Raw genomic sequence first — 22,958 nt, forward strand, 5'->3', positions numbered from 1 at the left:
CGCCCTGCGCAAACGTAACGGTCCGGTGGTGATCGCACCCCTGCGGTTTCCCGCACGACCGGCCACGGTCTAGGGTTCGGGCGGAAACCGGACCGGTGGCGACAGCGGGTGCGCGAAGGCCGGGCGGTACGACGGCGAGGCGCACGGCCCGCGATCGGGGGACTTGGTCATGGACCGTACACAGGGGCGGACCGAGCAGCACGAGCAGTCCACGGGCGGCTCCGCCCCCGCGGCGCCCACCGCGCCCGCGACACCCGCGGCGGCCGGGCCGGCGCGGATCGTCAGCCTGACCGCAGGCGAATTCGCCCTCACCGTGAACCCGGTCGACGGCAGCGAGATCGAACCGCTGCGCCCCGGCACCGAGCCCGCCCGGCCCGCCAAGCGCGACGCGGCCGCCCGCACGGCCGTCGCCGCCGCCGCCCGGCCGCCCGTCCTGCCGGGCCCCGGCGCCACCGCCCGCCCCCTGCAGGGGCGCGAGGAGGAGCGGGAGCGGCTCGTCCGGCTGCTGGGCCGGGGCCGGTCCGTACGGCTGACCGGTCCCTCGGGCTCGGGCCGCAGCGCCCTGCTCGACGCGGTCGCCGACCGGTGCGCGGGCCTCGCGCCCGACGGCGTCGTACGGCTCAGCGGGTACGGGCACCAGCAGCCCGGGGAACTGCTCCACGCCCTCTACGCGACCGTGTACGAGGCGCAGGAGCAGCGCCCCGGACGCGCCGAGCTCCTGGCCCGCGTACGGGAGATAGGCGCCGTCGTCCTCCTGGACGACCTGGAGATGGGCGGCACCGCCCTCGACGAGCTGATGCGCGCCACCCCCGAATGCGCCTACCTGCTGGCCGCGACCCCGGACACCCGGGCCCCCTCCGACGACTCGCACGTCGAGGAGGTCTTCCTCGGCGGACTCGGCAAGGCCGACTGCCTGGAGCTGCTCGAAGCGGGCGTCGGACGGCCGCTGACGGACGAGGAGACCGCCTGGGCGGGGGACCTGAGCTTCGCCTCCGAGGGGCTGCCCCTGCGCTTCGTCCAGGCCGCCGCACTGCTGAGGCAGCGGGACGAGCTCAACCACAGCGACGAGGACGACGAGGAGGAGGAGCCCGGCGTCTTCGAGGAGCGCCCGCGCGACCGCGTACACGTACCGCTGCCGACCCTCGCCGAAGGAGCCGCCCCGGCGGAGCTGCTGGCCTCGCGGGTCAGCGAGTCGGCGCGGGCGGCCCTGCGGATCGCGTGCGCACTGGGCGGCGAACTGCCGCACCACGCGCACCTGCCGGCACTGGTGGGGGACACCCATGCCGACACGGCGGTGGCGGAACTGCTGGCCTGCGGGCTGCTGACGCCGGTCGGAGCGCGCTACCGGCTGGCGTCGGGCGTCGCGCGGCAGCTGGAGGAGGTCGGCTACGGGGACACCGCGTCGGAGGAGGCCCGTACGGCGGCCCGGCACTACGCCTGGTGGACCGGACACGCCTCGGTGGTCCCGGCGCGGGTCGCCGCGGAGGCGGACGCGGTGCTGGCGGCGCTGGCCGGTGCGGACGTGGTCGCGGCGGTGCTGCTGGCGCGCACGGCGGCCCCGGCGTTCGCGGCCTCGCTGCACTGGGAGGCCTGGGAGCGGGTGCTGCGCTCGGGAGCGGAGGCCGCACGCAAGGCCGGTGAGGTCGCCGAGCAGGCGTACTTCCACCACGAACTCGGCGTGCTGGCCCTGTGCGAGGAGCGCCTGGACCGGGCACGGGCCGAGCTGGAGACCTCGATCGGGCTGCGGGGCGCCCTGGCGGACAAGCGGGGCACGGTGGCGGGGCGGCGGGCGCTGGCGCTCGTCGTCGACCGGGAGACGGCGGGGGCGGCCGCGTCACCCCCGCTGCGCCTGGAGGCACCCGCCGCTCCGGCGGCGGCCCTCACCGCGGCTCCGGCGGCGGCTCCCGAGGCCGTGACGGTGGCCACCCCGGCCGCTCCGGCCACCCCGGCCGCCAAGGCCGCCCCCGTGCCCGGAGCGGCCGCCGGGCCCAGGAGCGCCTCGCTGTCCAAGGGTGCCCCCGGGCCCGGGGCGGTCCCCGCGGCCTCCGAGGCGCCCACGGCCAAGGTGGCCCCCGTGGCTCCCGGGGCCCGGGTCGCCCCCGTGGTCCCGGTCTCTGCCGAGGCGGTGACCCGGATGACCCCGGTCGTGCCGGTGACCGCCCGCTCGGAGGCGCCCACGACGCTGTCCGAGGTCTTCGAGGACGCCTTCCCGATCGATCCGAAGCCCGCCCCGGCCGCCGCGCCCAGGCCGGCCGCCGCCACCGCGCCGGCCCCCGGCCGTCGCCGGCTCGTGCTGCTGGCCGGCGCGGGCGCGCTGGCGGTGGTGGCGCTGGGCACCGTCGTGAGCCTGGCGCTGAGCTCCTCGGACACCGAGCCGCCGGCGCAGAAGCCGGCGGTGTCCTCCACCCCCGCGGTCACGGAGTCCGCCACGACCGCGGTCACCAGCGGGAACGATCCTGCACCGGAGCCGCCCGCAGCGGCCCCGTCGGCCGAAGCCACGGAGCCCGGGCAGAGCGTCGCCCCGGCCCCGGGCCGCAGCCCCGCCCGGACCCCGTCGCGCCGTCCGTCCCCGACGCCGTCGAAGTCCGCGCCGACGACGTCCGTTTCGCCCTCGGCGACCAGCGCGGAGCCCTCGCCGACGCTGACGGAGACCACCGCCCCGTCGCCGACGACGACCACCACCCAGACGGGTACGGCCACGGGCGTCTCCCCGGTCACGGACCGGTGAACGGCGAAGGCTCCGTCCCCCGGGACGGAGCCTTCGTGCGCAGAGGAGCGCAGGATCAGAACAGGCGCAGCTTGTCGTCCTCGATACCGCGCAGCGCGTTGTAGTCCAGGACCACGCAGTCCATGCCGCGGTCCGTCGCCAGGACCTTCGCCTGCGGCTTGATCTCCTGGGCCGCGAAGACGCCCCGGACGGGGGCCAGGTGCGGGTCGCGGTTGAGGAGTTCGAGGTAACGGGTCAGCTGCTCGACCCCGTCGATCTCGCCCCGGCGCTTGATCTCCACGGCCACCGTCGCGCCCGAGGCGTCCCGGCACAGGATGTCCACCGGGCCGATCGCCGTCATGTACTCGCGCCGGATCAGCGTGTAGCCCTCGCCCAGCGTTTCGATGCGGTCCGCGAGGAGTTCCTGGAGGTGTGCCTCGACGCCGTCCTTGATGAGCCCGGGGTCGGTGCCGAGCTCGTGGGAGGAGTCGTGGAGGACTTCCTCCATGGTGATGATGAGCTTCTCGCCCGCCTTGTTGACGACCGTCCAGATGTTGGCCTCATCGCCGCTCCCCTCCTTGAGGGTGCACGGCGGCGACATCCAGTTGAGCGGTTTGTACGCTCGGTCGTCCGCGTGGATCGAGACACTGCCGTCGGCCTTCACGAGGATCAGACGGGGTGCCGAGGGCAGATGGGCGGTGAGCCGGCCCGCGTAGTCGACGGAGCAGCGGGCGATGACGAGACGCATGGTCGGCAACGCTACTCGACGGATGCGCCTTCACGCGATTCGCCCCTGAAAGCCCCGTTCGCCGATGGCGCGTTGTATGCGCATTCTCCTGGTGCGTCACCCATGGGACGCCTACCGTGGTGAGCGGGAGGTTGTCGAGCGTGCACTCTGCGTCGCGACCTCCTTCCCTGCCCGTAGGACTCCGGCAACCCATACAGCCGGGGTCGCGAGAGGAGAACCCATGTCGCTCGACGTCTCACCGGCCCTACTCGAACAGGCCGAGCGAGGCGAGGTCGACGAAGCCGCTTTCGTCGACTGCGTCCGGACCTCCCTGCCCTTCGCCTGGGAGATGATCAGCTCGCTGGTGGCTCAGCTGAAGGTGGACGGCGGAGAGTTCGCCGACAACCAGACGCCGCCGCCGGACGAGCAGGCGCGGGGGCAGCTGCTGCGCGCCCTCGCGAGTGACGCGATACGCGGTGCGCTGCAGCGGCACTTCGGAGTGCGCCTGGCATTCCAGAACTGTCACCGGGTTGCGGTGTTCCCGCTGGATTCCTCGGTGGACGACCGGCTGGCCAAGTTCACATCGATCCGCGGCCAGCTGCTCAACCAGTCGCCGGAACTGCGGGACTGCTAGGTCGTGTCCGCGGAGTCCCGCCTGCTCTGCGACGCCTGGCACCGCACATCGACGCGTCGTCGGGCCGCCCGAGTACGTCCAGTGCCCGGGTGGCCCTCCGCCTTGCGATGCACGGCACCAGATGCCGCAGGGGCCGCCCTGCGGGTGGCCGGCGCTGCTCTGCGGGCACGGCCCGGGGCGCCTCTTCCGGATCATGCCGCACGGGCGTGATCCGGAAGGAACGCCCGGGCGGGGCCGGCCGGCCCCCTCAGCCGAGGCGGGGAAGGACTTCGGCGCCGAGCCGGCGTACGTTCTCCTCCGTCGCGGCGAGATCGCCCGAGCCCTCCGTCAGGAGGGCGAAGCGCGTGATGCCCGTCCGTGCCGACGTGGCCGCCAGCCGGTCCGCCGCCACCTGCGGGGTACCCACCGGGTGCAGGTCGCACAGCAGTTCCGTGTAGGCGACCGGATCCCGCATCGCGCGCGCCCGGCCGTCCACCGTCACATGCGCGTCGAGGCCCTGCCTGAGCCAGCCCGGCATCGCCTTCATCAGCATCTCCCGCGCGTCCGCCGTGCGGTCCGCGATCTGGCACACCCCGGCGGAGACGTGTCCGGCGCCCGCCACGTGCTCGCGGGAGTGGCCCGCCGCCAGCGCCGTGCTGCGCCACAGCGCGACCATCTCGGCCTTGCTCTCGTCCCCGCAGTGCATCCCGAGGAGCATCGGCAGCCCCCGCTCCGCGGCCAGCCGCACCGACGAAGGCGAGGTGCAGGCCACGACGACCTCGGGCCCCGCCGTGTCCTCGTCCAGGGCCTCCGAGGGCCGCGGGACGACGGCCACCTCGCGGAATCCGTACCGCTCTCCGGCAGCGCCCACCCGGGCCTCCGTCAGCCAGCGCCGCAGCAGGTCCAGGGCCTCCGGGAAGCCGTTCTCGTAACGGTCCAGGCCACCCCCGAACACCTCCAGGTCGACCCACGGCCCGCCGCGGCCCACCCCGAGGACGAACCGGCCGCCCGAGGTCACGTGCAGCAGGGCGGCCTGCTCCCCGAGCGCCACCGGGTGCGTGCTCGGCAGCACGCTCACCGCCGTGCCCACCCGCAGCCGCCGGGTCCGGCCCAGCAGCAGGGCCGCCAGGGTCACCGCCGAGGGGCAGACCCCGTACGGGACGAAATGGTGCTCGGCGAGCCAGACCGAGTCGAGCCCGGCCTCCTCGGCCACCTCGGCGGTCCGCACCGCCCGGTGCAGTGCCTCTCCCTGTCCCTGGCCCGGGAACTGGGCCGCCAGTACAAACGCTCCTACGCGCATCGCCTTCATCCTCCTCGCGGCTGACGCGGCCTCCCCCAGGTGGACCGGTTCTTCCTATGGCAACAACGTCTGACACGTGCCAAAGGCACGGGCTGACACGAAAGTTATTGGGATTGTCGGGCCACCCCGCTGCGCGCGACCGCCTTCACCGGCAACCCTGCGGGTACCCGGCCTCGCTGCGCGTAGTCTGGGAGAAAGTCACTGCCGTCCGCCCATCCGTGAGGTATACGTGTCACCGCGCAACAACCGCCCCAGGGGCGGCGAGACTCCGGACGAACGCCCCGGCACCGGCCTCGACCGGTACGGGCTGGAGCGCACGGAGGAGTACCAGGGCGAGGACTGGAAGGTCCGGCACGTGGCCGGCGCGAGCGCGGCGGGCAAGCGCTACCGCTGCCCCGGCTGCGACCAGGAGATCCCCTCCGGCACCCCGCACCTGGTGGCCTGGCCCGAGTACGGCGGCGTGGACGACCGCCGGCACTGGCACAAGGCCTGCTGGAACGCGAAGGACCGCCGCACCTCCAAGGTGCAGCGGTCCCGTAACGCCCCCCGGTACTGACCGCTCCGAGGCCGATCCGGCGGGGTGGGTCTACACGTCCCGGCGGCCGACGATCACGTACGAGGCGGTCACCGCGCCGCCGGTGACCAGCAGGATGAGCATCAGCTGCGACAGGGTGCTCGGCTCCGGGCCCACGTCGCCGCCCTGCGGCAGGCCGAACAGCGTCATGAGCGCCACCGGTACGTTGTGGCGCAGGATGAGCTCGCCGGCGGACGCGACGGCCTCCCACATGCTGAGCATGGCCCCTATCACCGGCGGCAGCGTGACCAGGCCCAGCATCACCGCGATCGCCCCGGCCGAGTGCCGCACCAGCGCGCCGATCGCCAGCGCCAGCACGCCGAGCAGGGTGACGTAGCCGCAGCCGAGCAGCGCTCCGAACCATTCGCCGGCCGCGTGCGGGCCGGACGCGGTGCCCCCGCGCATGACCGCCGCGGTGACCCCGACGACGAAGACCGACAGCGCGGTGACGGCGAAGGCCACCATGCTGAAGACGAGGTACTTGGCGGTGAGCACCCGGTACCGGTCCGGGGCGGCGGTGAAGGTGGTCCGCACGAGCCCGGTGCCGTGCTCCGAGCTGATGGTCAGCACCCCGAGGACGATCACTGCCAGCTGGCCGACCAGCAGGCCGATGAGCGCGGGAGTGGTGAAGTTGATCTGCGTGTAGTCCACGTCCGTGGTCTGCGAGACGACGGTCAGGCCGACGCCGACCACGGTGAGCACGAGCGCACCCAGCGTCCACAGGGTGGAGCGGAGCGAGACCAGCTTGGTCCACTCCGAGGCCATGGCGTGCCCCAGGTGCGGCCGCGGCGTGGCGAGGGGGGAGCTGTAGCTCCCGGACTGCTCCGCCTTCGTGGTCGTCGGGGTCATGGGGTGTCCTCGGGGGTGCGCGGGGTGGTGTTCCTGGTGGTGCTCGCGAGCTCGCCCGGCTTGCCGGGCATCAGGAAGGGCTGCCCGCCGGCGCCGGGCGGCGGGGGCGCGAAGAAGCCGGTCTGCGGGACGTCGGGAGCCGACTCGGCCTCCGTCTCGTCCTCCCAGGCGGGGACGGTTAGCGGCTCCGGCTCCCACAGCTCGGCCCGCGGGTCGTCGGTGGAGGTGTACTCGACGCTCGACTGGGTCATCCGCATGTACGCCTCCTCCAGCGAGGCCCGGTGCGGGGACAGCTCCCACAGGCGTACGCCCGCCTCGTGCGCGAGGTCGGAGATGCGCGACAGCTCCAGCCCGGTCACACGCAGTGCTCCGTCGGGCTCCTGGAGGACCCGCCCGCCCCCTTTGGCGAGGGCCTTACCCAGCGTGTCCCGGCCATCTGGATCGGTGTCGGCCGTCCGCACCCGAGCGAATCCGGCCGAGTTGTGCGCGATGAACTCCTGGGTGCCCATGTCGGCCAGCAGCCGTCCCCGGCCGATGACGATCAGGTGGTCGGCGGTCAGTGCCATCTCGCTCATCAGGTGCGAGGAGACGAGGACGGTGCGGCCCTCGGAGGCGAGGCGGCGCATGAGGTTGCGGACCCAGAGGATGCCCTCGGGGTCGAGACCGTTGACCGGCTCGTCGAACAGCAGCACCTGCGGGTCACCGAGCAGGGCGGTGGCGATGCCGAGCCGCTGGCCCATGCCGAGCGAGAAGCCCTTCGTGCGCTGCCGGGCGGCGTCCTGGAGGCCGACCACGGCCAGCACCTCGTCCACCCGCTTCTCGGGGATCCCGGAGAGCTGGGCGATGGAGAGCAGGTGGGCGCGGGCCCGGCGGCCGCCGTGCACGGCCTTGGCGTCGAGCAGGGCCCCGACGTGCCGCTGGGCGTTCGGCAGCTCCCGGAAGGGTCGGCCGTTGATCGTGACATGACCGGACGTGGGCCGGTCCAGGCCCACGATCATGCGCATGGTGGTGGACTTCCCGGAGCCGTTGGGCCCCAGGAAGCCGGTGACGTGACCCGGCTTGACCTGGAAGGACAGCTGGTCGACGGCGGTCTTGGCGCCGTAGCGCTTGGTCAGGCCGACTGCCTCGATCATCTTGCTGCCCCTTACCAGGCCGGGACGACTTTCGCCCGCGTAAGGGTTAAGAGGATAACGAGGTTCCCGCGGTTCCGTCCCGGGCCGGATCCCTGAGCTGCCCCTGAGACCGACCCGGGGATCACCCGTAGTACGCGGGCAGGAGGTCAGGCGTCCCTCTTGCGGAGGACGGCGTAGCCCCCGAGTACCGAGGCCAGCGTCCAGAGGGCCATGATCCCGAAGCCGCCCCACGGGCCGTACGGGGTGTCGGGGGCGTCGAACGCGTTGGGCACGACCTGCATGATCGCGCTTCCGGCCTTGCTCGGCAGGTACTGGCCGACCGTACGGGTCGCGTCGAAACCGACGAGGAGGTTCGAGACGATCAGGAAGAACGGGACCAGGACGCTGATGGCGGCGACCGAGCTGCGCAGCATGGCCGCCACGCCCATGCAGAAGAGGGCCAGCAGGGCCAGGTACAGTCCGGCGCCGGTCACGGCACGCAGCACGTGCTCCTCGCCGATGCCGATACCGAGGTCACCGAGCAGCGCCTGGGTGAGGAAGAACGACACGAAGCTGGTCAGCATCCCGACGATCAGGGCCAGCGCCGTCGCCACCGCCATCTTGCCGAGCAGGAACTGCTCACGGCGGGGTACGGCGGCCAGCGAGGTGCGGATCATGCCCGTGCTGTATTCGGTGCTCACGACCAGCACACCGAAGACGATCATGGCCAGCTGGCCGAGTTCCATCGAACCGAGGGCCATCGCGGTGGGGTCGAAGCTGTCCCGCTGGCTCGCCGGCAGGCTGTCGAGGTCGAACGTGGCGCTGAACAGCGCGGCGAACCCGACGGTGACGAGGAAGGCGAGGGCGAGGGTCCAGCTCGTGGAGGCGACCGTGCGGATCTTGGTCCACTCGGACTGCAGAACGGCGGTGAAGGCCATGTTCACTCACCGCCCTTGCGGGTCGCCTCGAAGCCCGCGCCCCAGGCGGGGACGTCGGCCGGCCGGGCCGGGTTGTCGGCGGCCATGCCCGGTGCGTGGGCGTGGTACTCGACGGAGTCCGCCGTCATACGCATGAACGCTTCCTCCAGTGAAGCCCGTTGCGGGCTGAGTTCGTGCAACACGATCTGGTGCTGGGCGGCCAGCTCGCCGAGCTGCTCCGCGCCCACGCCGTCGATCTCCAGGGTGCCGGTGGCGGGAACGCTGACCGCATTGATCCCGGCCTCGTGCAGGACGTCCTTCAGCCGCTCCTGCTGCGGTGAGCGCAGCCGGACGTAGCTGCGCGAGTTCTGCTGGATGAAATCGGCCATCGGCAGGTCTGCCAGCAGCTTTCCCTGTCCGATGACGACCAAATGGTCTGCGGTCAGCGCCATTTCGCTCATCAGATGGGAGGAGACGAAGATCGTCCTCCCCTCCGCCGCCAGGCCCTTCATCAGATTGCGGATCCAGAGAATTCCCTCGGGATCCAGGCCGTTGACCGGCTCGTCGAACATCAGGATTTCCGGATCGCCCAGCAATGCGGAGGCGATTCCCAGCCGTTGGCTCATTCCGAGCGAAAATCCTTTGGACTTCTTCTTCGCCACGGCCGTCAGCCCGACCAGGTCCAGCACCTCGTCGACCCGCTGCCGCGGGATGCGGTTCGACTGGGCCAGACAGAGAAGGTTGTTGTACGCACTTCGGCCACCGTGCATGGCCTTCGCGTCCAGCAGCGCCCCTACGTGCTTCAGCGGCTCCGCCAGGTCGCGGTAGTGCTTCCCGTAGACCCGGACCGTGCCGCTGGTCGGGTTGTCGAGGTCGAGCATCATGCGCATGGTCGTGGACTTGCCCGCGCCGTTCGGGCCCAGGAAGCCGGTCACCACCCCCGGTCGGATCTGGAAGCTGAGGTGGTCCACCGCAGTTGTCGTGCCGAATCGTTTGGTAAGGCCCTCAAGCTCGATCATGCGGCCACGCTAGAACGCCCGAGGGCCCTACGCCACCTCAAAAGGGTGACATAGGGCCCTCGATCGGGCGCACGGCGGGTGCCGCGTGCTACCCGCAGGTAATCAGCGGCTCTGCTGCGCCGGCACGCCGCGGCTGACGGGCTCGTCGTCCACGATCGGGTTGGCCGCCGCGACGGCCGCACCGGTCAGCGTCGCCAGCATCTCGCGGACGTTGGTCAGCTGCGCGTTGATCGAGTCGCGGCGGTTGGTGAGCGCCGCCAGCTCGCGCTCGGACTCGCTGCGGATACGGTCCGCCTTGGCGTTGGCGTCGGCCACGATGTCCTCGGCCTGGCGCTGCGCGGTCTCCACGGTCTGGCGGGCCCGGCGCTCCGCGTCCGTACGCAGCTTCTCGGCCTCCAGGCGCAGCTGCTCGGCGCGGTGCTCGATCTCCGCGAGCCGCTTCTCGGCCTTGGCCTGGCGGGAGGCCAGGTCGCGCTCGGACTGCTCGCGGCGCTTGGCCAGGTTGGTCTCGAAGTCCGCGGCGGCCTGGGCGGCCTTGGCGCGGGTCTCCTCGAAGAGGGCGTCGGCCTCCTCGCGCTTGGAGGCGGCGTCCTTCTGGGCCTCGGCGCGCAGGGTGGAGGCGTCGCCCTTGGCCTTCTCGACGATGCGGACGCCCTCGTCCTCCGCCTTCGACTTGCGGTCGGCGGCGAACGACTCGGCGTCGTTGCGCACCTGCTGGGCAGCCGACTCGGCGAGCTCACGGTGCTGCTCGGCCGCGCGACGGGCCTCCTCGCGCAGGTCCTTAGCCTCCTCCTCGGCCAGCCGCAGGATCTTCTCGACCCGGGCGCCGAGGCCGGCGTACGACGGCTCGGCGTCGCTCACCTGGGCCTGGGCGTTCTGCGTTTCGAGGTGCAACTCCTCGATCCGCTTTTCCAGAGAGTTGATACGTCCAAGGGCGCTGTCGCGGTCGGAGACCAGCTTGGTAATGCGGTCGTCCACCTGACCACGGTCGTAACCACGCCGCACGAGCTCGAAGCCGAAGGGGGAGGAAGTGTCGCTCATGGGGTTCCTGTCGAATGAGACCGATGAGGTGCTACGTGAGGTGTTAGGGGAATCCTAGGCGCCCAGACGGCGTGTCATCGAGTCAATCCGCGTTTGATCTGGACAATGACACCCCTTTTGAGTGGCAAGGCAGCAGAAAGCTTGTCACCCGTTCGCCTGAACCTTCATCAGGTGCACACACCTCGGAGCATTTGGCTACCCCTCCGACGACTTGCCACCCGAACGAGTGGACCCGGCCGTCACTCCGGCCTTCACGCCCCCCGCACCCTGGCCGCCGACCGTCGGCTTCCCGCCGCCCGAAGGCGCCTCGAATGATTCCAACGCCTCAAGAACGTCCTGGACACGGGAGATCTCCGCCTGAATGTCCTCGCGACGGCGCACCAGGACCTCCAGCTCACGACGGCCCTCCTCGACGAGCTGCTCCGCCTCCGCCTTGGCCTGCGCCAGCGCGCTCTCGGCCTCGCGGGCCAGCTCCGCCTTCTTCTGCTCGGCCTCCTTGAGGAGCGCCTCCGCCTTGCGGACCGCCGCGATGCGCACCTTGCTCGCCTCGCTGCTCGCGTCCGACACCAGCTCCTTGGCCTTCGCCTCGGCCTCGACGCTCTGCTCCGTCGCCGCCCGCACCAGCTTGTCCACGCGCTCGCCGGCCGACTTCATCTGCTCGGCCGACTCCCGGCGGGCCCGCTCGTGCAGCTCCTCGACCTCGCCCTCGACGCGGCCGCGCAGCTCCTCCGCCCGTTCTCTTATGGCAGCGGCGTCCGTGCGCGCGCCGACCAGCAGCTCGTCCGCGTCCGTACGGGCCTTCTCCACCAGGGAGTTGCCCTCGACGGTCGCCTCGGAGGTGATCCGCACGGCCTCCTTGCGTGCCGCGTCCACCATCGCGTCGGCCTGCTCCTCGGCCGCCGTGGTGGCGGCGAGGGCCTGCTTCTGCGCGTCGGCCGTGAGCTTCTCGGCTTCCGCCGAAGCCTCCGTGATGAGCCGGTCGACCTGCTCCGCGGCCTCGGTGCGGCGCTTGTTGGCCGCCTCACGGGCCTCGTCGAGCAGCCGCTCGGACTCGGTACGGGCCTCGGCGCGCGTGCGCTCCGCCTCGGCCGCCGCCTGCGCCTTGACCCGCTCGGCCTCCGACCGGGTGCGCGCCGCGTGCTCCTGCGCCGAGGACAGCGCCTCCGAGGCGTCCGCGCGCAGCCGCTCGGCTTCGCCCGCCGCCTCGCCGACCGTGCGCTCGTTGTCCTTGCGGGTCTGCTCGGTGAGCTTCTCCGTCTCGGAGACGGCCTCGGTGACGAGCCGGTCCGCCTGCTCGGCCGCCTCGGTACGCAGCCGGTTCGCCTCGGCGCGCGCCTCGTCCAGCGTCTGCTCGGCGTCGCGCTCGGCGCTCGCCAGGGTCTCGGCCGCCGCGGCCGTGACCCGGTCCGCCTCCGCGGTGGCCTCGCCGATGATCCGGCCGCCCTCCGCGCGGGCGTCGTCCAGCACCTTGGCCGCCTCGGCACGCACCCGGTCCGCCTCCGCGGCGGCCTCGCCGACGGTGGCCTCGTTGGCCGCACGGGTCTCGTCGATCAGACGGTCGCCCTCGGCACGCGAGTCGACCATGATCCGCGCGGCGTCGCGCTCGGCACTCGCCAGGGTCTCGGCCGCCTGCGCCTTGAGCCGGTTCGCCGCAGTGGTGAGCCGCTCGGCCTCCACCGTCGCCTCGCCCACGGTGGCCGCGTTCGCGGCGCGGGTCTCGTCGGTGAGCCGGTCGGCCTCCGCGGCGGCCTCGGTGATGAGCCGGTCGACTTGCTCCGCGGCCTCGGTACGCAGCCGGTTGCCCTCGGCCCGCGCCTCGTCCAGGATGCCCGCGGCCTCGATGCGGGTGGCCTCGGCGACCTCGTCCGCCTCGGAGGTGATCCGCGCGGCCTCCGCCTCGGCGTCGCCGACGGTGGCCGCGTTCGCGGCGCGGGTCTCCTCGGTGAGCCGCTCCGCCTCCGCCGTCGCCTCGGCCGTGATCCGGGCGCCCTCCGCGCGGGCGGACTCCAGGGACTCCGCGGCCTCGCCACGGATGCGGTTCGCGTCGTCCCGGGCGTCGGCCCGGGTCCGGGCGGCGTCCCGCTCCGAGGAGGCCAGCGCGTCCGTGGCCTCCGTACGCACCCGCTGTGCGTACTCGGCCGTGTCGCTGCGCAGCTGCTCCGCCTCGGCGAGGGCCTCGGCGACCGTGCGTTCCGCCAGCGCCTTCGCCGCGTCCGTCTCGGCCCGCGCCTCGCTGCGGACCCGGTTGGCGTCCTCGGTGGCCCGCTCCCGTTCCGCGTAGGCGTCGCCACGGACCCGGCCGGCCTCTTCCTCGGCCTCCGTCCTCGTACGCTCCGCCACGTGCTCGGCGGCGCTGCGCAGCCCGGCGATCTCCTCCTCGGCCTGTTCGTGCAGCCCGGCCACGGAGTCCCGTACCTGCTGGGCGGTGGCCTCGGCCGCCGAGACGACCTCCGACGCGCGCCGCTCGGCCTCCTCCGTCAGCCAGACCGCCTCGGCCTGCGCCTCCTCGGAGCGCTTGCGGGCCTGCGCCAGCAGTTCCTCGCTCTGCTCGCGGGCCTGGGCCCGCTCGCTGTCCGCGTCGGTCCGCGCCGACGCCAGGGTCTCCTCGGACTCCCGGCGGCGCCGGGCGGCCTCCTCCTGCGCGGCGGCCAGCGCCTCCGCGGCCTCCTCGGCGACCCGCTCGGCGGCGGCCTTCGCCTCCGACCGCAGCCGGTCCGCGGTCTCCTGGGCCTCGGAGCGCACCCGCTCCGCCTCGGCCTCGGCCTCACCGCGCAGGCGCACGGCGGACTGCTCCGCCTCGGCGCGCACCCGGCCCGCGTCCTGCGCGGCGTCGGTGCGCAGCTGGTCGGCCTCGGCCTCGGCCTGCGCCTGCAGGGTGCGGATCCGCTCCGCCGACTCGGCGCGCAGCCGGTCGTTCTCCTCCGTCGTCTCCCGGCGGATGTTCTCCGCCGCACCGCGGGCGTCACGCAGCGTCTGCTCGGCCGTCGTCAGCCGGGCCTCGGCCTCGGTGTGCAGCCGTACGAGCTCCCCGTCGGCCTCCGCGCGCTTGGCGGCCAGCGCCTGCTCGGTCTCCTGGCGCCGGGCGACGGCCGCCGCGTCCGCCTCGGCCCGTACGCCCTCGGCCTGTTCCTCGGCCTCGGCGCGCAGCCGCTCGGCCTCGGTGCGGGTCCGCTCCAGGGTCTCCTCGGCCTGCTTGCGCAGCGTGCCGGCCCGCTCCACGGCCTCGGCGCGCACCCGCTCGCTCTCGGCGGTCGCGCCGCCGCGCAGCTCGTCCGCGTCCGCCTTGGCCTTGCCGAGCAGCTCCTCGGCGGTCCGGGCCGCCTCCTCGATCTGCTGGACGGCCTCGCGGCGGGCCTCGCCGCGGATCCGCTCGCCCTCGGCGACGGCCTCGGCGCGCAGCTGTTCGGCCTCGCCGCGCAGCCGCCGGGCCTCCGACTGGAGCTCGACCGTGCGGGCCCGGTACTCCTCGGTGTCGTCCTTGGCGGCGCCCTTGAGCTCGTCGGCCGTGGCCGCCGCCTGCAGACGCAGCCGGTCGGCCTCGGTCTCGGCCTCGCGGCGGATCCGTTCGGCCTCCTCGGACGCGGCCCGGGTGGTGGCCCGGGCGTCCTCCGAGGCCTTGTTCAGTACGTCCTCGGCGGTGCGCGCGGCCTTCGCCAGCTGCGCCGCCATGTCCTCGGCCGCGGCCGTACGGGCCTGCTCGCCGGCCTCGGTGCGCTGCCGCTCGGCGTCCGCGCGGGCGTCCGCCAGGGCCTGCTCGGCCTCCGCCTTGAGGGCTTCGGCCTCCTTGGTCGCCTCGCCGACGAGCCGGGCGACCTGCTCCTTGGCGGTGCGGGTGCGCTGCTCGTTGACCGACTCGGCGGACGCCAGCTGCCGGGTGGCGCTCTCCTTGGCCTCCGCGAGGAGCTTCTCCGCCTCGGCCCGGGCCTCGCGCAGCGCGGAATCGGCTTCCTGCACACGGGATTCGGCCAGCCGGCCCAGATCCAGGGTCTGCTGGCGGGTGTGCTCGGCCTCGGCGGTGGTGGTGGAGCGCAGCCGCTCCGCGTGCTCGCTGGCCTCCTGGGCCTGCGAGGAGGCGGCGGTCAGCAGCCGCTCGGCCTCCTTGCGGGCGCGCAGCAGGGTGGCCTCGGCCTCCGCGCGGGCGGCCTCGGCGTCCGCGGCCATCCGGCGCCGGGTCTCCTCGGCGACCCGGGCCGCCTCGGCGCGGGCGGCGTTCAGGGACTGCTCGGCCTCGGCGCGGGACTCCTCCATGAGCCGGCGGGCCTGGGACTCCGTACGGGCGCGCAGCTGTTCGGCCCAGGCCACGTTCTCGTTGACGTGGGCCTCGACGGTCTGGCGCCGCTCGCCCAGCTCCTGGTCCAGGCGCTGGCGGCGGTTGACGGCCTCGGCGTGCAGCTCGGCCTGCAGGCGCGCCTGGTGCTCGGCGTGCTCCTGGAGGATGCGCTGGGTCTGGGCCCGGGCGTCACGAAGCTCGCGCTCGGCGTCCGAACGCATCTGGTCGGCCTGGATCTGGGCGTTGCGGAGCAGCTGCTCCGCCTGGTACCCCATGTCCGCGCCGTCGTAGGCGGGGCGGGACGCCAGAGCGCGCCGTACCTCGTGCAGCTTGGCGCGCAGCACCTCGACCTGGTATCCCAGGTCCTCGGCGTGCTGGACGGCCTTCCCGCGCTCCTTCTTCAGCCGCTCCATCTCGGCCTCGAAGCGCGAGAGATGGTCGGCCTCGGCCTGATGGCTCTCCTGGCTTTCGTAGCCCCGCACAGCGCGGTCCCATCCGTCCCCTGGTCGCAAGCTCACTCCCAATGAGCATCGCTCGCCCGCTGAACGACGCCCCCGGGGGAATGGTGTCAGATACCGGGGCAGGGGTCACAGGCCCCGACCCCGTTTCCGCACCGAACCCCGGCCGAGCCATGGCCACTCTACCGGCCGGGGAATCGGGCCATCAGTGGTCCGTCAGTGCTGGGGGTTCGAGGTGACGAGTTCGGTGAGGACGCCGTGGCAGTCCTTGGGGTGCAGGAAGGTGATCGAGGAGCCCATCGATCCCGTGCGGGGCTGGTCGTAGAGGACCCGGACACCCTTGCCGCGGATGGCCTCGGAGTCCCCCTGGACGTCCTCGGTGCCGAAGGCGATGTGGTGGACGCCCTCGCCGTTCTTGGCCAGCCACTTGCCCACCGCGGAGTCCTCGCGGGTGGGCTCCAGGAGCTGGAGGTAGGAGGCGCCGCCGTCGGACGTCTCGTTGATCTTCAACATGGCCTCGCGGACACCCTGCTCCTCGTTGACCTCGGTGTGGAACACCTCGAAGCCGTACGTGGCACGGTAGAACTCGACAGTCTTGTCCAGGTCGAAGCAGGCGATCCCGATGTGGTCGATTCTTGTCAGCATGGTGACAGTGCACCGCCGAAGGGGGCGGTCACGCAACGTGCGCGCGATCACACCGGCAGCCCGGTGACCGCTGCGGTACCGCCCAGTACATTCACGTAAACCCTCGTTCACTCCTCATCCAAGGGGCTGTGCCTCATGTCCGGATCGAACAACACCACTTCCGTGATCGTCGCCGGGGCCCGCACGCCCATGGGGCGGCTGCTCGGCTCGCTGAAGTCCTTCTCGGGCGCCGACCTCGGCGGCTTCGCCATCAAGTCCGCGCTGGAGCGGGCCGGGATCTCCGGCGACCAGGTCCAGTACGTGATCATGGGCCAGGTGCTCCAGGCCGGCGCGGGCCAGATCCCCGCCCGCCAGGCGGCGGTCAAGGCCGGCATCCCGATGAACGTGCCCGCGCTCACGATCAACAAGGTGTGCCTCTCGGGCCTGGACGCGATCGCGCTGGCCGACCAGCTGATCCGCGCCGGGGAGTTCGACATCGTGGTCGCCGGTGGTCAGGAGTCGATGACCAACGCCCCGCACCTGCTGCCCAAGTCCCGCGAGGGCTACAAGTACGGCGCGATCGAGATGCTGGACGCGATGGCCTACGACGGCCTCACGGACGCCTTCGAGAACATCGCGATGGGCGAGTCCACCGAGAAGCACAACACCCGCCTCGGCATCGAGCGCGCCCCGCAGGACGAGTTCGCCGCCTCCTCGCACCAGCGGGCCGCGGCCGCGCAGAAGAACGGCGTCTTCGAGGCCGAGATCACCCCGGTCGAGATCCCGCAGCGCAAGGGCGACCCGGTGATCTTCTCGGCCGACGAGGGCATCCGCCCCGAGACCACGGTGGAGTCCCTCGGCAAGCTGCGTCCGGCCTTCGCCAAGGACGGCACGATCACCGCCGGCACCTCCTCCCAGATCAGCGACGGCGCCGCCGCCGTGGTCGTGATGAGCAAGGCGAAGGCGGAGGAGCTCGGCCTGGAGTGGATCGCCGAGATCGGCGCCCACGGCAATGTGGCCGGCCCCGACAACTCGCTCCAGTCGCAGCCGTCGAACGCGATCCTGCACGCCCTGAAGAAGGAGGGCCTGGAGGTCTCCGACCTGGACCTCATCGAGATCAACGAGGCCTTCGCGGCAGTCGCCGTGCAGTCAATGAAGGACCTCGGCGTGACCCCGGAAAAGGTGAACGTCAACGGCGGCGCCATTGCCCTGGGCCACCCGATCGGCATGTCCGGCGCCCGTGTGGTGCTGCACCTGGCGCTGGAGCTCAAGCGCCGCGGCGGCGGCGTCGGCGCGGCCGCGCTGTGCGGCGGCGGCGGCCAGGGCGACGCGCTGATCGTCCGCGTCGCGAAGTAGCCGGAGCAGGGCCGCCGGGCCCTGGTGCGGGGGCCCGGCGGGCCCCGGCCCCGGGCCCGGCGGCCCGCACGTATCCCGTACGAGAACCGAGGAGCGCAGCACATATGACGGCGGTGGACGTCCCCCAGCTGGTGGCGCAGGCCCGTGAGGGCCGGCCGAGAGCGGTGGCCCGGCTGATCTCGCTGGTCGAGGGGGCGTCCCCGCAGCTGCGCGAGGTGATGGCCGCGCTGGCCCCGCTGACGGGCGGGGCGTACGTGGTGGGCCTGACCGGATCGCCCGGCGTCGGCAAGTCGACCTCCACCTCGGCGCTGGTGTCCGCCTACCGCAAGGCCGGCAAGCGCGTCGGCGTCCTCGCCGTCGACCCGTCCTCGCCCTTCTCGGGCGGGGCGCTGCTCGGCGACCGGGTGCGGATGTCGGACCACGCCTCGGACCCGGGGGTCTACATCCGGTCCATGGCCACCCGCGGCCACCTCGGCGGGCTCGCCTGGGCCGCCCCGCAGGCGATCCGGGTGCTGGACGCGGCCGGCTGCGAGGTGATCCTGGTCGAGACGGTCGGGGTCGGGCAGTCGGAGGTGGAGATCGCCTCGCAGGCCGACACCTCGGTGGTGCTGCTGGCCCCCGGCATGGGCGACGGGATCCAGGCCGCCAAGGCGGGCATCCTGGAGATCGGTGACGTGTACGTGGTCAACAAGGCGGACCGGGACGGCGCGGACGCCACCGCCCGGGAGCTGAACCACATGCTGGGCCTGGGCGAGGCCCGGGGCCGGGAGGACTGGCGGCCGCCGATCGTGAAGACGGTCGCGGCCCGCGGCCAGGGCATCGACGAGCTGGTCGAGGCGCTGGAGAAGCACCGGGCGTGGATGGACGAGCGCGGTGTGCTCGCCGAGCGGCGGGCGGCGCGGGCCGCGCGGGAGGTCGAGACGATCGCCGTGACGGCGCTGCGGGCGCGGATGGCGGACGTGCACGGCGACGCCCACCTCGACGCGCTGGCCGCCAGGGTGGCCGTGGGCGAGCTGGACCCGTACGCAGCGGCGGACGCGCTGCTGACGACGCTGACGGAGGCCTGAGCCCCCGCCCCGGGCCCGAGGGGCCCATGGCTCGGCGGGGAGCGCGTGCGGCGCTCCCCGCCGGTGGCCGGGGGTCAGGAGCTGTCGGAGTCCGAGTCGGAGTCCGAGTCGGAGTCGGTCTGTGCGGTGACCTTGCCGGTCGTCGGGTCCACCGAGGCGTTCCAGGTCTTGCCGTCGGAGCCTCTGACCTCGACGTGCCAGTACGGGGCGTTGCCGCTGTCGTCGTCGGAGTCCCACTCGACGGTCCAGGTCGTGCCCGGGTGGGCGGCCACGGCGGCCTTGGCGGCCTGCGCAGCGGTGATCTTGGCTGCGAGCAGGCCCTTGTGCTCGCCCGGGTTCTCGTCCTTGTCCACGTTCTGCCGGGACACCTTGCCCGTGGCGGCGTCGATCTCCAGCTCGGCGTGGCCCTTGCCGTCCTTGGTGATCACGTCCACGTGCCAGACGTTGCCGTCCCGGTCGAGGGACTCGACCACGCCCGGGTAGTCCTTGAGGGCGGCGGTGATGGCCTGCTCGGCCGATACGTCGGCCCGGGCGGCGGCGGACGCGGGGGCGGTTCTCGCCGCGTCGGGGGACGCCGCGGCGGCGGTCGCCACGGGGGCCGCGGTCAGCAGGACGACGGACACGGCGGCGGAGACGAACACGTTGCGCTTCATAGGCTGGACCTCCTCAGGCCGGCCCGACGGAGCAGGGCCGGCAGCGAGCGTTCCCCGCCATTGTCAGGCCGACGGCCGTCCGGGGCGCGACGAGTGCGCGCGCTCCGGACGGCCCGGCCCCGGCCTCAGGCCTTGCCGCGGTTGTCGCGCAGGTGCTCCGCGACCGGGGTCAGCGAGGCGCGCAGCGCCGCCAGTGCCTCCGGCGGCAGCAGGTCGATGAAGTGCCGGCGGACGGACGCCACGTGGTGCGGGGCGACGCGCCGCATCGTCTCCATGCCCTCGTCCGTGAGCACCGCGTACAGGCCGCGGCGGTCGGACTCGCAGTTCACCCGGCGGACCAGGCCGGCCGTCTCCATGCGCGTGATCTGGTGCGACAGCCGGCTCTTGGACTGCAGCGTGGCGGTCGCGAGATCGCTCATCCGCATCCGGTGGTCCTGCGACTCCGAGAGGTTCACGAGGATCTCGTAGTCGTTGTTGGTGAGTCCGAAGGGCTGGAGATCCTTTTCGAGCTGGTGCATCAGCAGCCTGCTGACGTCCAGGTGGGTACGCCAGGCGCACTGCTCGGCGTCGGTCAGCCAGCGCGTGGCCGTCTCGGTCTCCATGGTCTCCATGAATGAACTCTACCTAAAAAGTTGAATTGCGTACAAAGCTCAGGTCTGGTGGATCACAGTCCGAGGCGCCGCTGGAGATCGCCCAGCTGTCCCGGCATCCGCGGCACGCCCAGCTGTCCCATCGGCCCCTGACCGGCCCCGGGAACGCCCTGTGCGTTGCCCGTGGCCGCCCCGGCGCCGACCGCGCCGATCGCCTGCTCCGCCATCAGCATCTCCGAGGACTGCAGCAGCACCGTCCCCGCGCCGACGAACTCGAACTGGTGCTCCTCGCCGGAGCTGCCCCCGATGCCGGTCAGCGAGCGCAGCCCGCCCATCACGCCCGTCATGTATCCGTGGTCGTAGTGGTGGCACGGCGAAGGGCAGTCCGCCCAGCCCACCAGTGCCTGCGGGTCCACGCGCAGCGGCGGTTCCATGAACACCACCGGACCGTTGGACGCAGCCACGAACTTCCCGGTTCCGATCAGCGTGAGGAAACCGGGCACGATCGACTGCTTCAGGGCGAGCGAGGGCTGGTAGGCCAGCAGGTTGCCCGACCGGATCGTCAGGTTGCCGTTGTCCAGGTCGTACGAGTTCACGTCGAAGGCCCGGTCGGCCAGCAGCATCTTGCCCGAGCCCTCGGCGACCACCCAGTCGCTGGCGTGCAGGGGCGAGTGGAAGCTGGTGCGCAGCAGCCGGTCGAAGCGGCCGTTGCCGATGCCGTTGAACTCGATGTGCCCGTAGTACGAGATCATCTTCCCCTTCTGCAGGAACCACTGGCTCCCCTTGAGCTCCACGCAGAAGGTGTACGCGTTCACGTTGTCGTCGGAGGGCAGCGTGTACGGGTCGAAGACCGTCGGGCCGCCCGGTCCGCCGGTCACAGGGCCAAAGTTCACAGCTTCTCCTCGGAGGCCTGTACGTACACCGCGCCCTGGCCGGACAGCTCCAGCTGGAACGCCTCGCCCGAGCCGCGCCCCACCATGTCCCGCCAGCCGAGCGCGGTGGAGAGCTTGTTGCGCACGTCGCCGTGGTGGGCGACGTACGCCTGCGGGTCCACGTGGATCGGGCGCTGCGGGGTGATGGGGAGCTCTATGACCCCGCCGTGGGCCATCACGGCGACCGAGCCGTGGCCCTTGAGGGTGGTGGTGAAGAGGCCCTGGCCGGTCACCTGGCCGCGGACCATGCCCATGACCCCGCCCTGGGAGCCCATGAACATCGTGCCCTGCTGGAGGGTGCCGTCGAAGGCGAGCAGCCGGTCGGCCTCGACGTAGAGCGTCTCGCCGGTCAGGTTGATCACCTGGATGTGGTGGCCGCCGTGGCCGAACATCACGGTGCCGCTGCCCTCGACCGCCATCAGCGGGGTCTGCTCGTTCGCCACCCGGCGCCCGATCATGCCCATGACCCCGCCCTGACCGCCCGTCAGGCTCGGGGTGAAGGAGACCTCGCCGCGGTACGCGAGCATGGCGCCGCGCTGGCTGTACATCTTCTGCCCCGGGATCACCTGGGCCTCGACCATCTTCGAGTTGATCTCGCGGAACGGCATCAGATGTCGCCCCCGACCGTGTTGCGCTCGCTGGGCTGCACGTAGACCAGGCCCTCGCCCTCGAAGCGGATCTGGAACGCCTCGCCGGAGCCCTCGCCGATGAGTGTGCGGAAGTTCACACCGGACTGGAAGGACTGCTGGAGGTTGCCCGTGTGCGCGATGTACGCGCCGGGGTCGACGGACAGCGGGTACTGGGCGCTCACGCGCAGCACCACGGCCGGGCCGTCGGACATGATCGCGGCCTGGCCCGAGCCCTCGACGGTCGTGGTGAACAGGCCGTTGCCCGTCGTTGCACCGCGCAGACCGGTGAAGGTCGTGCCGGTCCGCAGGCCGGCGTCGGTGCACAGCAGGTTGCTGGACTCGACGTAGAGCTTCTCGCCGCGCAGGTTCACCAGGTTGATCTCGCTGGCGCGGTCGGCGAAGAAGCAGGTGCCGTGCCCCTGCACTTCCATCACTGTCATCTGTTCGCCGGTCAGCCGGCGGGTCACCATGCCGCGGAGGCCTTCGCCGCCGCCGGTCATCTTCTTGAAGGCCATCTGCCCGTCGTACGCGACCATGGAGCCGTTCTTCGCTTTCACGGCGTCCCCGGTCAGGTCGACGGCCAGCACCTTGCTGCCTTGGAGTCGGAACTGAGCCACGGGGAGACGTTATCGGCACCGGGCGACCCCGAACAGGGCCCTGTGGACGATATATGCCACACCCGGGTGATATCGGTGCGACCGAACCCCGTCCGCGGAACGTCCGCCGGGGGAGGGGCCGGGTCAAGATCCCGTAAAGCGGCTGAGACACTGGGAAGGACCCTGGCCTCCAGCCCGAAGGTTCCACGTGGACATCAAGACCGCCTCCGCCCTGCACCGACTGCGCCTCGTCTCCGTCCCGGAGGCGCTGTCGTTCCCGGCCCTGCTGATCTTCGGCTCGCTGCTGAGCCGGATCTCGGACATCGACTACCTGCTGATGCCGCTGGGCTTTCTGCACGCGATCCTGTTCATGATCTACGGGGTGCTGCTGCTCGACGTCTGGTACAAGGCGAAGTGGCCCTTCAAGAAGGTCCTGTTCTTCTTCTTCCTCTCCGTGGTGCCCCTGGGCGGCCTCTACGGCGACAAGCTGCTCAAGCGGGAAGAGGCGGACAGCGTGGTGGCGGCCCGCGTCGCGCGTGAGGCGGCCCAGGCGTGATCGTCGCGTTCTCGGTGACCCCGCTGGGGGTCGGTGAAGAGGTCGGCGAGTACGTCGCCGACGCGGTCCGGGTGGTCCGGGAGTCGGGGCTGCCGAACCGCACCGACGCGATGTTCACCACCGTGGAAGGCGAGTGGGACGAGGTCATGGACGTGGTCCGGCGCGCGGTGGCCGCCGTGGAGGAGCGGGCGCCGCGCGTCTCCTTCATCCTCAAGGCCGACATCCGTCCCGGGGTCCACGACGGAATCACCTCCAAGGTCGAGACGGTGGAGCGGCACCTGGCCGAGGGCTGAACCGCCCTCACCGGCCCGACGCCACCCGATCCCTCCGAAAGCGCCCCCCGGCCCACCGGCCGGGGGGCGCTTTCG

The 22,958-nt window shown here is 72.4% G+C and carries 21 protein-coding genes; 7 read left to right on the top strand and 14 right to left on the bottom strand.

Going from position 1 to position 22,958, the window contains the following annotated elements; all coding sequences use genetic code 11:
• Positions 1-169: 169 nt before the first annotated feature.
• Positions 170-2,728, top strand: a complete 2,559-nt coding sequence (locus DEJ51_RS23045) for an ATP-binding protein (RefSeq protein ID WP_150259396.1) — start codon at positions 170-172, stop codon at positions 2,726-2,728.
• A 55-nt stretch (positions 2,729-2,783) separates the two neighbouring features.
• Here DEJ51_RS23045 and nucS read toward each other — a convergent pair whose 3' ends face one another.
• A complete protein-coding gene (gene nucS, locus DEJ51_RS23050; protein ID WP_150259398.1) occupies positions 2,784-3,455 on the bottom strand; it encodes an endonuclease NucS in 672 nt (223 codons plus the stop codon).
• A gap of 220 nt (positions 3,456-3,675) precedes the next feature.
• Here nucS and DEJ51_RS23055 point away from each other — a divergent pair, with 220 nt between their 5' ends.
• Entirely contained in the window at positions 3,676-4,068 is a 393-nt protein-coding gene (locus DEJ51_RS23055) for an SCO5389 family protein (protein ID WP_150259400.1), read from the top strand.
• A 247-nt stretch (positions 4,069-4,315) separates the two neighbouring features.
• Here the strand turns inward: DEJ51_RS23055 and DEJ51_RS23065 are convergent, their stop codons facing one another.
• Positions 4,316-5,347 (bottom strand): LLM class flavin-dependent oxidoreductase, encoded by a 1,032-nt coding sequence (locus DEJ51_RS23065; RefSeq protein WP_150259402.1) that lies wholly within the window; start codon positions 5,345-5,347, stop codon positions 4,316-4,318.
• A gap of 229 nt (positions 5,348-5,576) precedes the next feature.
• Between DEJ51_RS23065 and DEJ51_RS23070 the strand changes: the two genes are divergently transcribed.
• Positions 5,577-5,903 carry an ATP/GTP-binding protein gene (locus DEJ51_RS23070; protein ID WP_150259404.1) on the top strand — a complete coding sequence of 109 codons (327 nt, stop codon included), beginning with the start codon at positions 5,577-5,579 and terminating at the stop codon, positions 5,901-5,903.
• Between the two features lie 30 nt (positions 5,904-5,933).
• Here the strand turns inward: DEJ51_RS23070 and DEJ51_RS23075 are convergent, their stop codons facing one another.
• The 7 genes from DEJ51_RS23075 to mce all read right to left on the bottom strand — a co-directional run bounded on the left by DEJ51_RS23075 (position 5,934) and on the right by mce (position 16,232).
• Positions 5,934-6,770 (bottom strand): ABC transporter permease, encoded by an 837-nt coding sequence (locus DEJ51_RS23075; protein ID WP_150259406.1) that lies wholly within the window; start codon positions 6,768-6,770, stop codon positions 5,934-5,936.
• The gene (locus tag DEJ51_RS23080) at positions 6,767-7,903 is read right to left on the bottom strand and encodes an ABC transporter ATP-binding protein (protein ID WP_150259408.1); all 1,137 of its coding nucleotides are present in this window, start codon (positions 7,901-7,903) and stop codon (positions 6,767-6,769) included. Before DEJ51_RS23080 ends, DEJ51_RS23075 begins: the two co-directional genes overlap by 4 nt.
• 146 nt (positions 7,904-8,049) lie before the next feature.
• Positions 8,050-8,820 (bottom strand): ABC transporter permease, encoded by a 771-nt coding sequence (locus DEJ51_RS23085; protein WP_150259410.1) that lies wholly within the window; start codon positions 8,818-8,820, stop codon positions 8,050-8,052.
• Positions 8,821-8,822: 2 nt separating this feature from the next.
• Positions 8,823-9,818 carry an ABC transporter ATP-binding protein gene (locus tag DEJ51_RS23090; RefSeq protein WP_150259413.1) on the bottom strand — a complete coding sequence of 332 codons (996 nt, stop codon included), beginning with the start codon at positions 9,816-9,818 and terminating at the stop codon, positions 8,823-8,825.
• A 102-nt stretch (positions 9,819-9,920) separates the two neighbouring features.
• Positions 9,921-10,859, bottom strand: a complete 939-nt coding sequence (locus tag DEJ51_RS23095; RefSeq protein ID WP_150259415.1) for a cellulose-binding protein — start codon at positions 10,857-10,859, stop codon at positions 9,921-9,923.
• 195 nt (positions 10,860-11,054) lie between these two features.
• Positions 11,055-15,611, bottom strand: a complete 4,557-nt coding sequence (gene scy, locus DEJ51_RS23100) for a polarized growth protein Scy (RefSeq protein WP_190620579.1) — start codon at positions 15,609-15,611, stop codon at positions 11,055-11,057.
• Positions 15,612-15,803: 192 nt separating this feature from the next.
• Positions 15,804-16,232 (bottom strand): methylmalonyl-CoA epimerase, encoded by a 429-nt coding sequence (mce, locus tag DEJ51_RS23105; RefSeq protein WP_150259417.1) that lies wholly within the window; start codon positions 16,230-16,232, stop codon positions 15,804-15,806.
• A gap of 135 nt (positions 16,233-16,367) precedes the next feature.
• On the opposite strand from mce, the gene DEJ51_RS23110 reads away from it, so the two are divergent.
• Together DEJ51_RS23110 and meaB are read left to right on the top strand one after the other, a co-directional pair.
• Positions 16,368-17,567: an acetyl-CoA C-acetyltransferase gene (locus DEJ51_RS23110; RefSeq protein WP_150259419.1), complete on the top strand. Its 1,200-nt coding sequence runs from the start codon at positions 16,368-16,370 to the stop codon at positions 17,565-17,567.
• 104 nt (positions 17,568-17,671) lie between these two features.
• Positions 17,672-18,634, top strand: coding sequence for a methylmalonyl Co-A mutase-associated GTPase MeaB (gene meaB, locus DEJ51_RS23115; protein ID WP_150259421.1), 963 nt, complete (start codon positions 17,672-17,674; stop codon positions 18,632-18,634).
• A gap of 74 nt (positions 18,635-18,708) precedes the next feature.
• On the opposite strand, the gene DEJ51_RS23120 is transcribed toward meaB, so the two are convergent.
• The 5 genes from DEJ51_RS23120 to DEJ51_RS23140 all read right to left on the bottom strand — a co-directional run bounded on the left by DEJ51_RS23120 (position 18,709) and on the right by DEJ51_RS23140 (position 22,055).
• Positions 18,709-19,287: a PepSY domain-containing protein gene (locus DEJ51_RS23120; protein WP_150259423.1), complete on the bottom strand. Its 579-nt coding sequence runs from the start codon at positions 19,285-19,287 to the stop codon at positions 18,709-18,711.
• A 125-nt stretch (positions 19,288-19,412) separates the two neighbouring features.
• The gene (locus DEJ51_RS23125) at positions 19,413-19,889 is read right to left on the bottom strand and encodes a MarR family winged helix-turn-helix transcriptional regulator (RefSeq protein ID WP_150262095.1); all 477 of its coding nucleotides are present in this window, start codon (positions 19,887-19,889) and stop codon (positions 19,413-19,415) included.
• Positions 19,890-19,951: 62 nt separating this feature from the next.
• Positions 19,952-20,755, bottom strand: coding sequence for an AIM24 family protein (locus tag DEJ51_RS23130; RefSeq protein WP_150262096.1), 804 nt, complete (start codon positions 20,753-20,755; stop codon positions 19,952-19,954).
• A gap of 11 nt (positions 20,756-20,766) precedes the next feature.
• Positions 20,767-21,417, bottom strand: a complete 651-nt coding sequence (locus tag DEJ51_RS23135; protein ID WP_030009699.1) for an AIM24 family protein — start codon at positions 21,415-21,417, stop codon at positions 20,767-20,769.
• Positions 21,417-22,055, bottom strand: coding sequence for an AIM24 family protein (locus DEJ51_RS23140; protein WP_030009698.1), 639 nt, complete (start codon positions 22,053-22,055; stop codon positions 21,417-21,419). Before DEJ51_RS23140 ends, DEJ51_RS23135 begins: the two co-directional genes overlap by 1 nt.
• 187 nt (positions 22,056-22,242) lie before the next feature.
• Here DEJ51_RS23140 and DEJ51_RS23145 point away from each other — a divergent pair, with 187 nt between their 5' ends.
• Both DEJ51_RS23145 and DEJ51_RS23150 read left to right on the top strand, forming a co-directional pair.
• Positions 22,243-22,590, top strand: coding sequence for a DUF3817 domain-containing protein (locus DEJ51_RS23145; protein ID WP_150259425.1), 348 nt, complete (start codon positions 22,243-22,245; stop codon positions 22,588-22,590).
• Positions 22,587-22,883 (top strand): MTH1187 family thiamine-binding protein, encoded by a 297-nt coding sequence (locus DEJ51_RS23150; RefSeq protein WP_150259427.1) that lies wholly within the window; start codon positions 22,587-22,589, stop codon positions 22,881-22,883. Before DEJ51_RS23145 ends, DEJ51_RS23150 begins: the two co-directional genes overlap by 4 nt.
• Positions 22,884-22,958 lie beyond the last annotated feature (75 nt).

The organism is Streptomyces venezuelae (assembly GCF_008642275.1).
Lineage (GTDB): Bacteria > Actinomycetota > Actinomycetes > Streptomycetales > Streptomycetaceae > Streptomyces > Streptomyces venezuelae_E.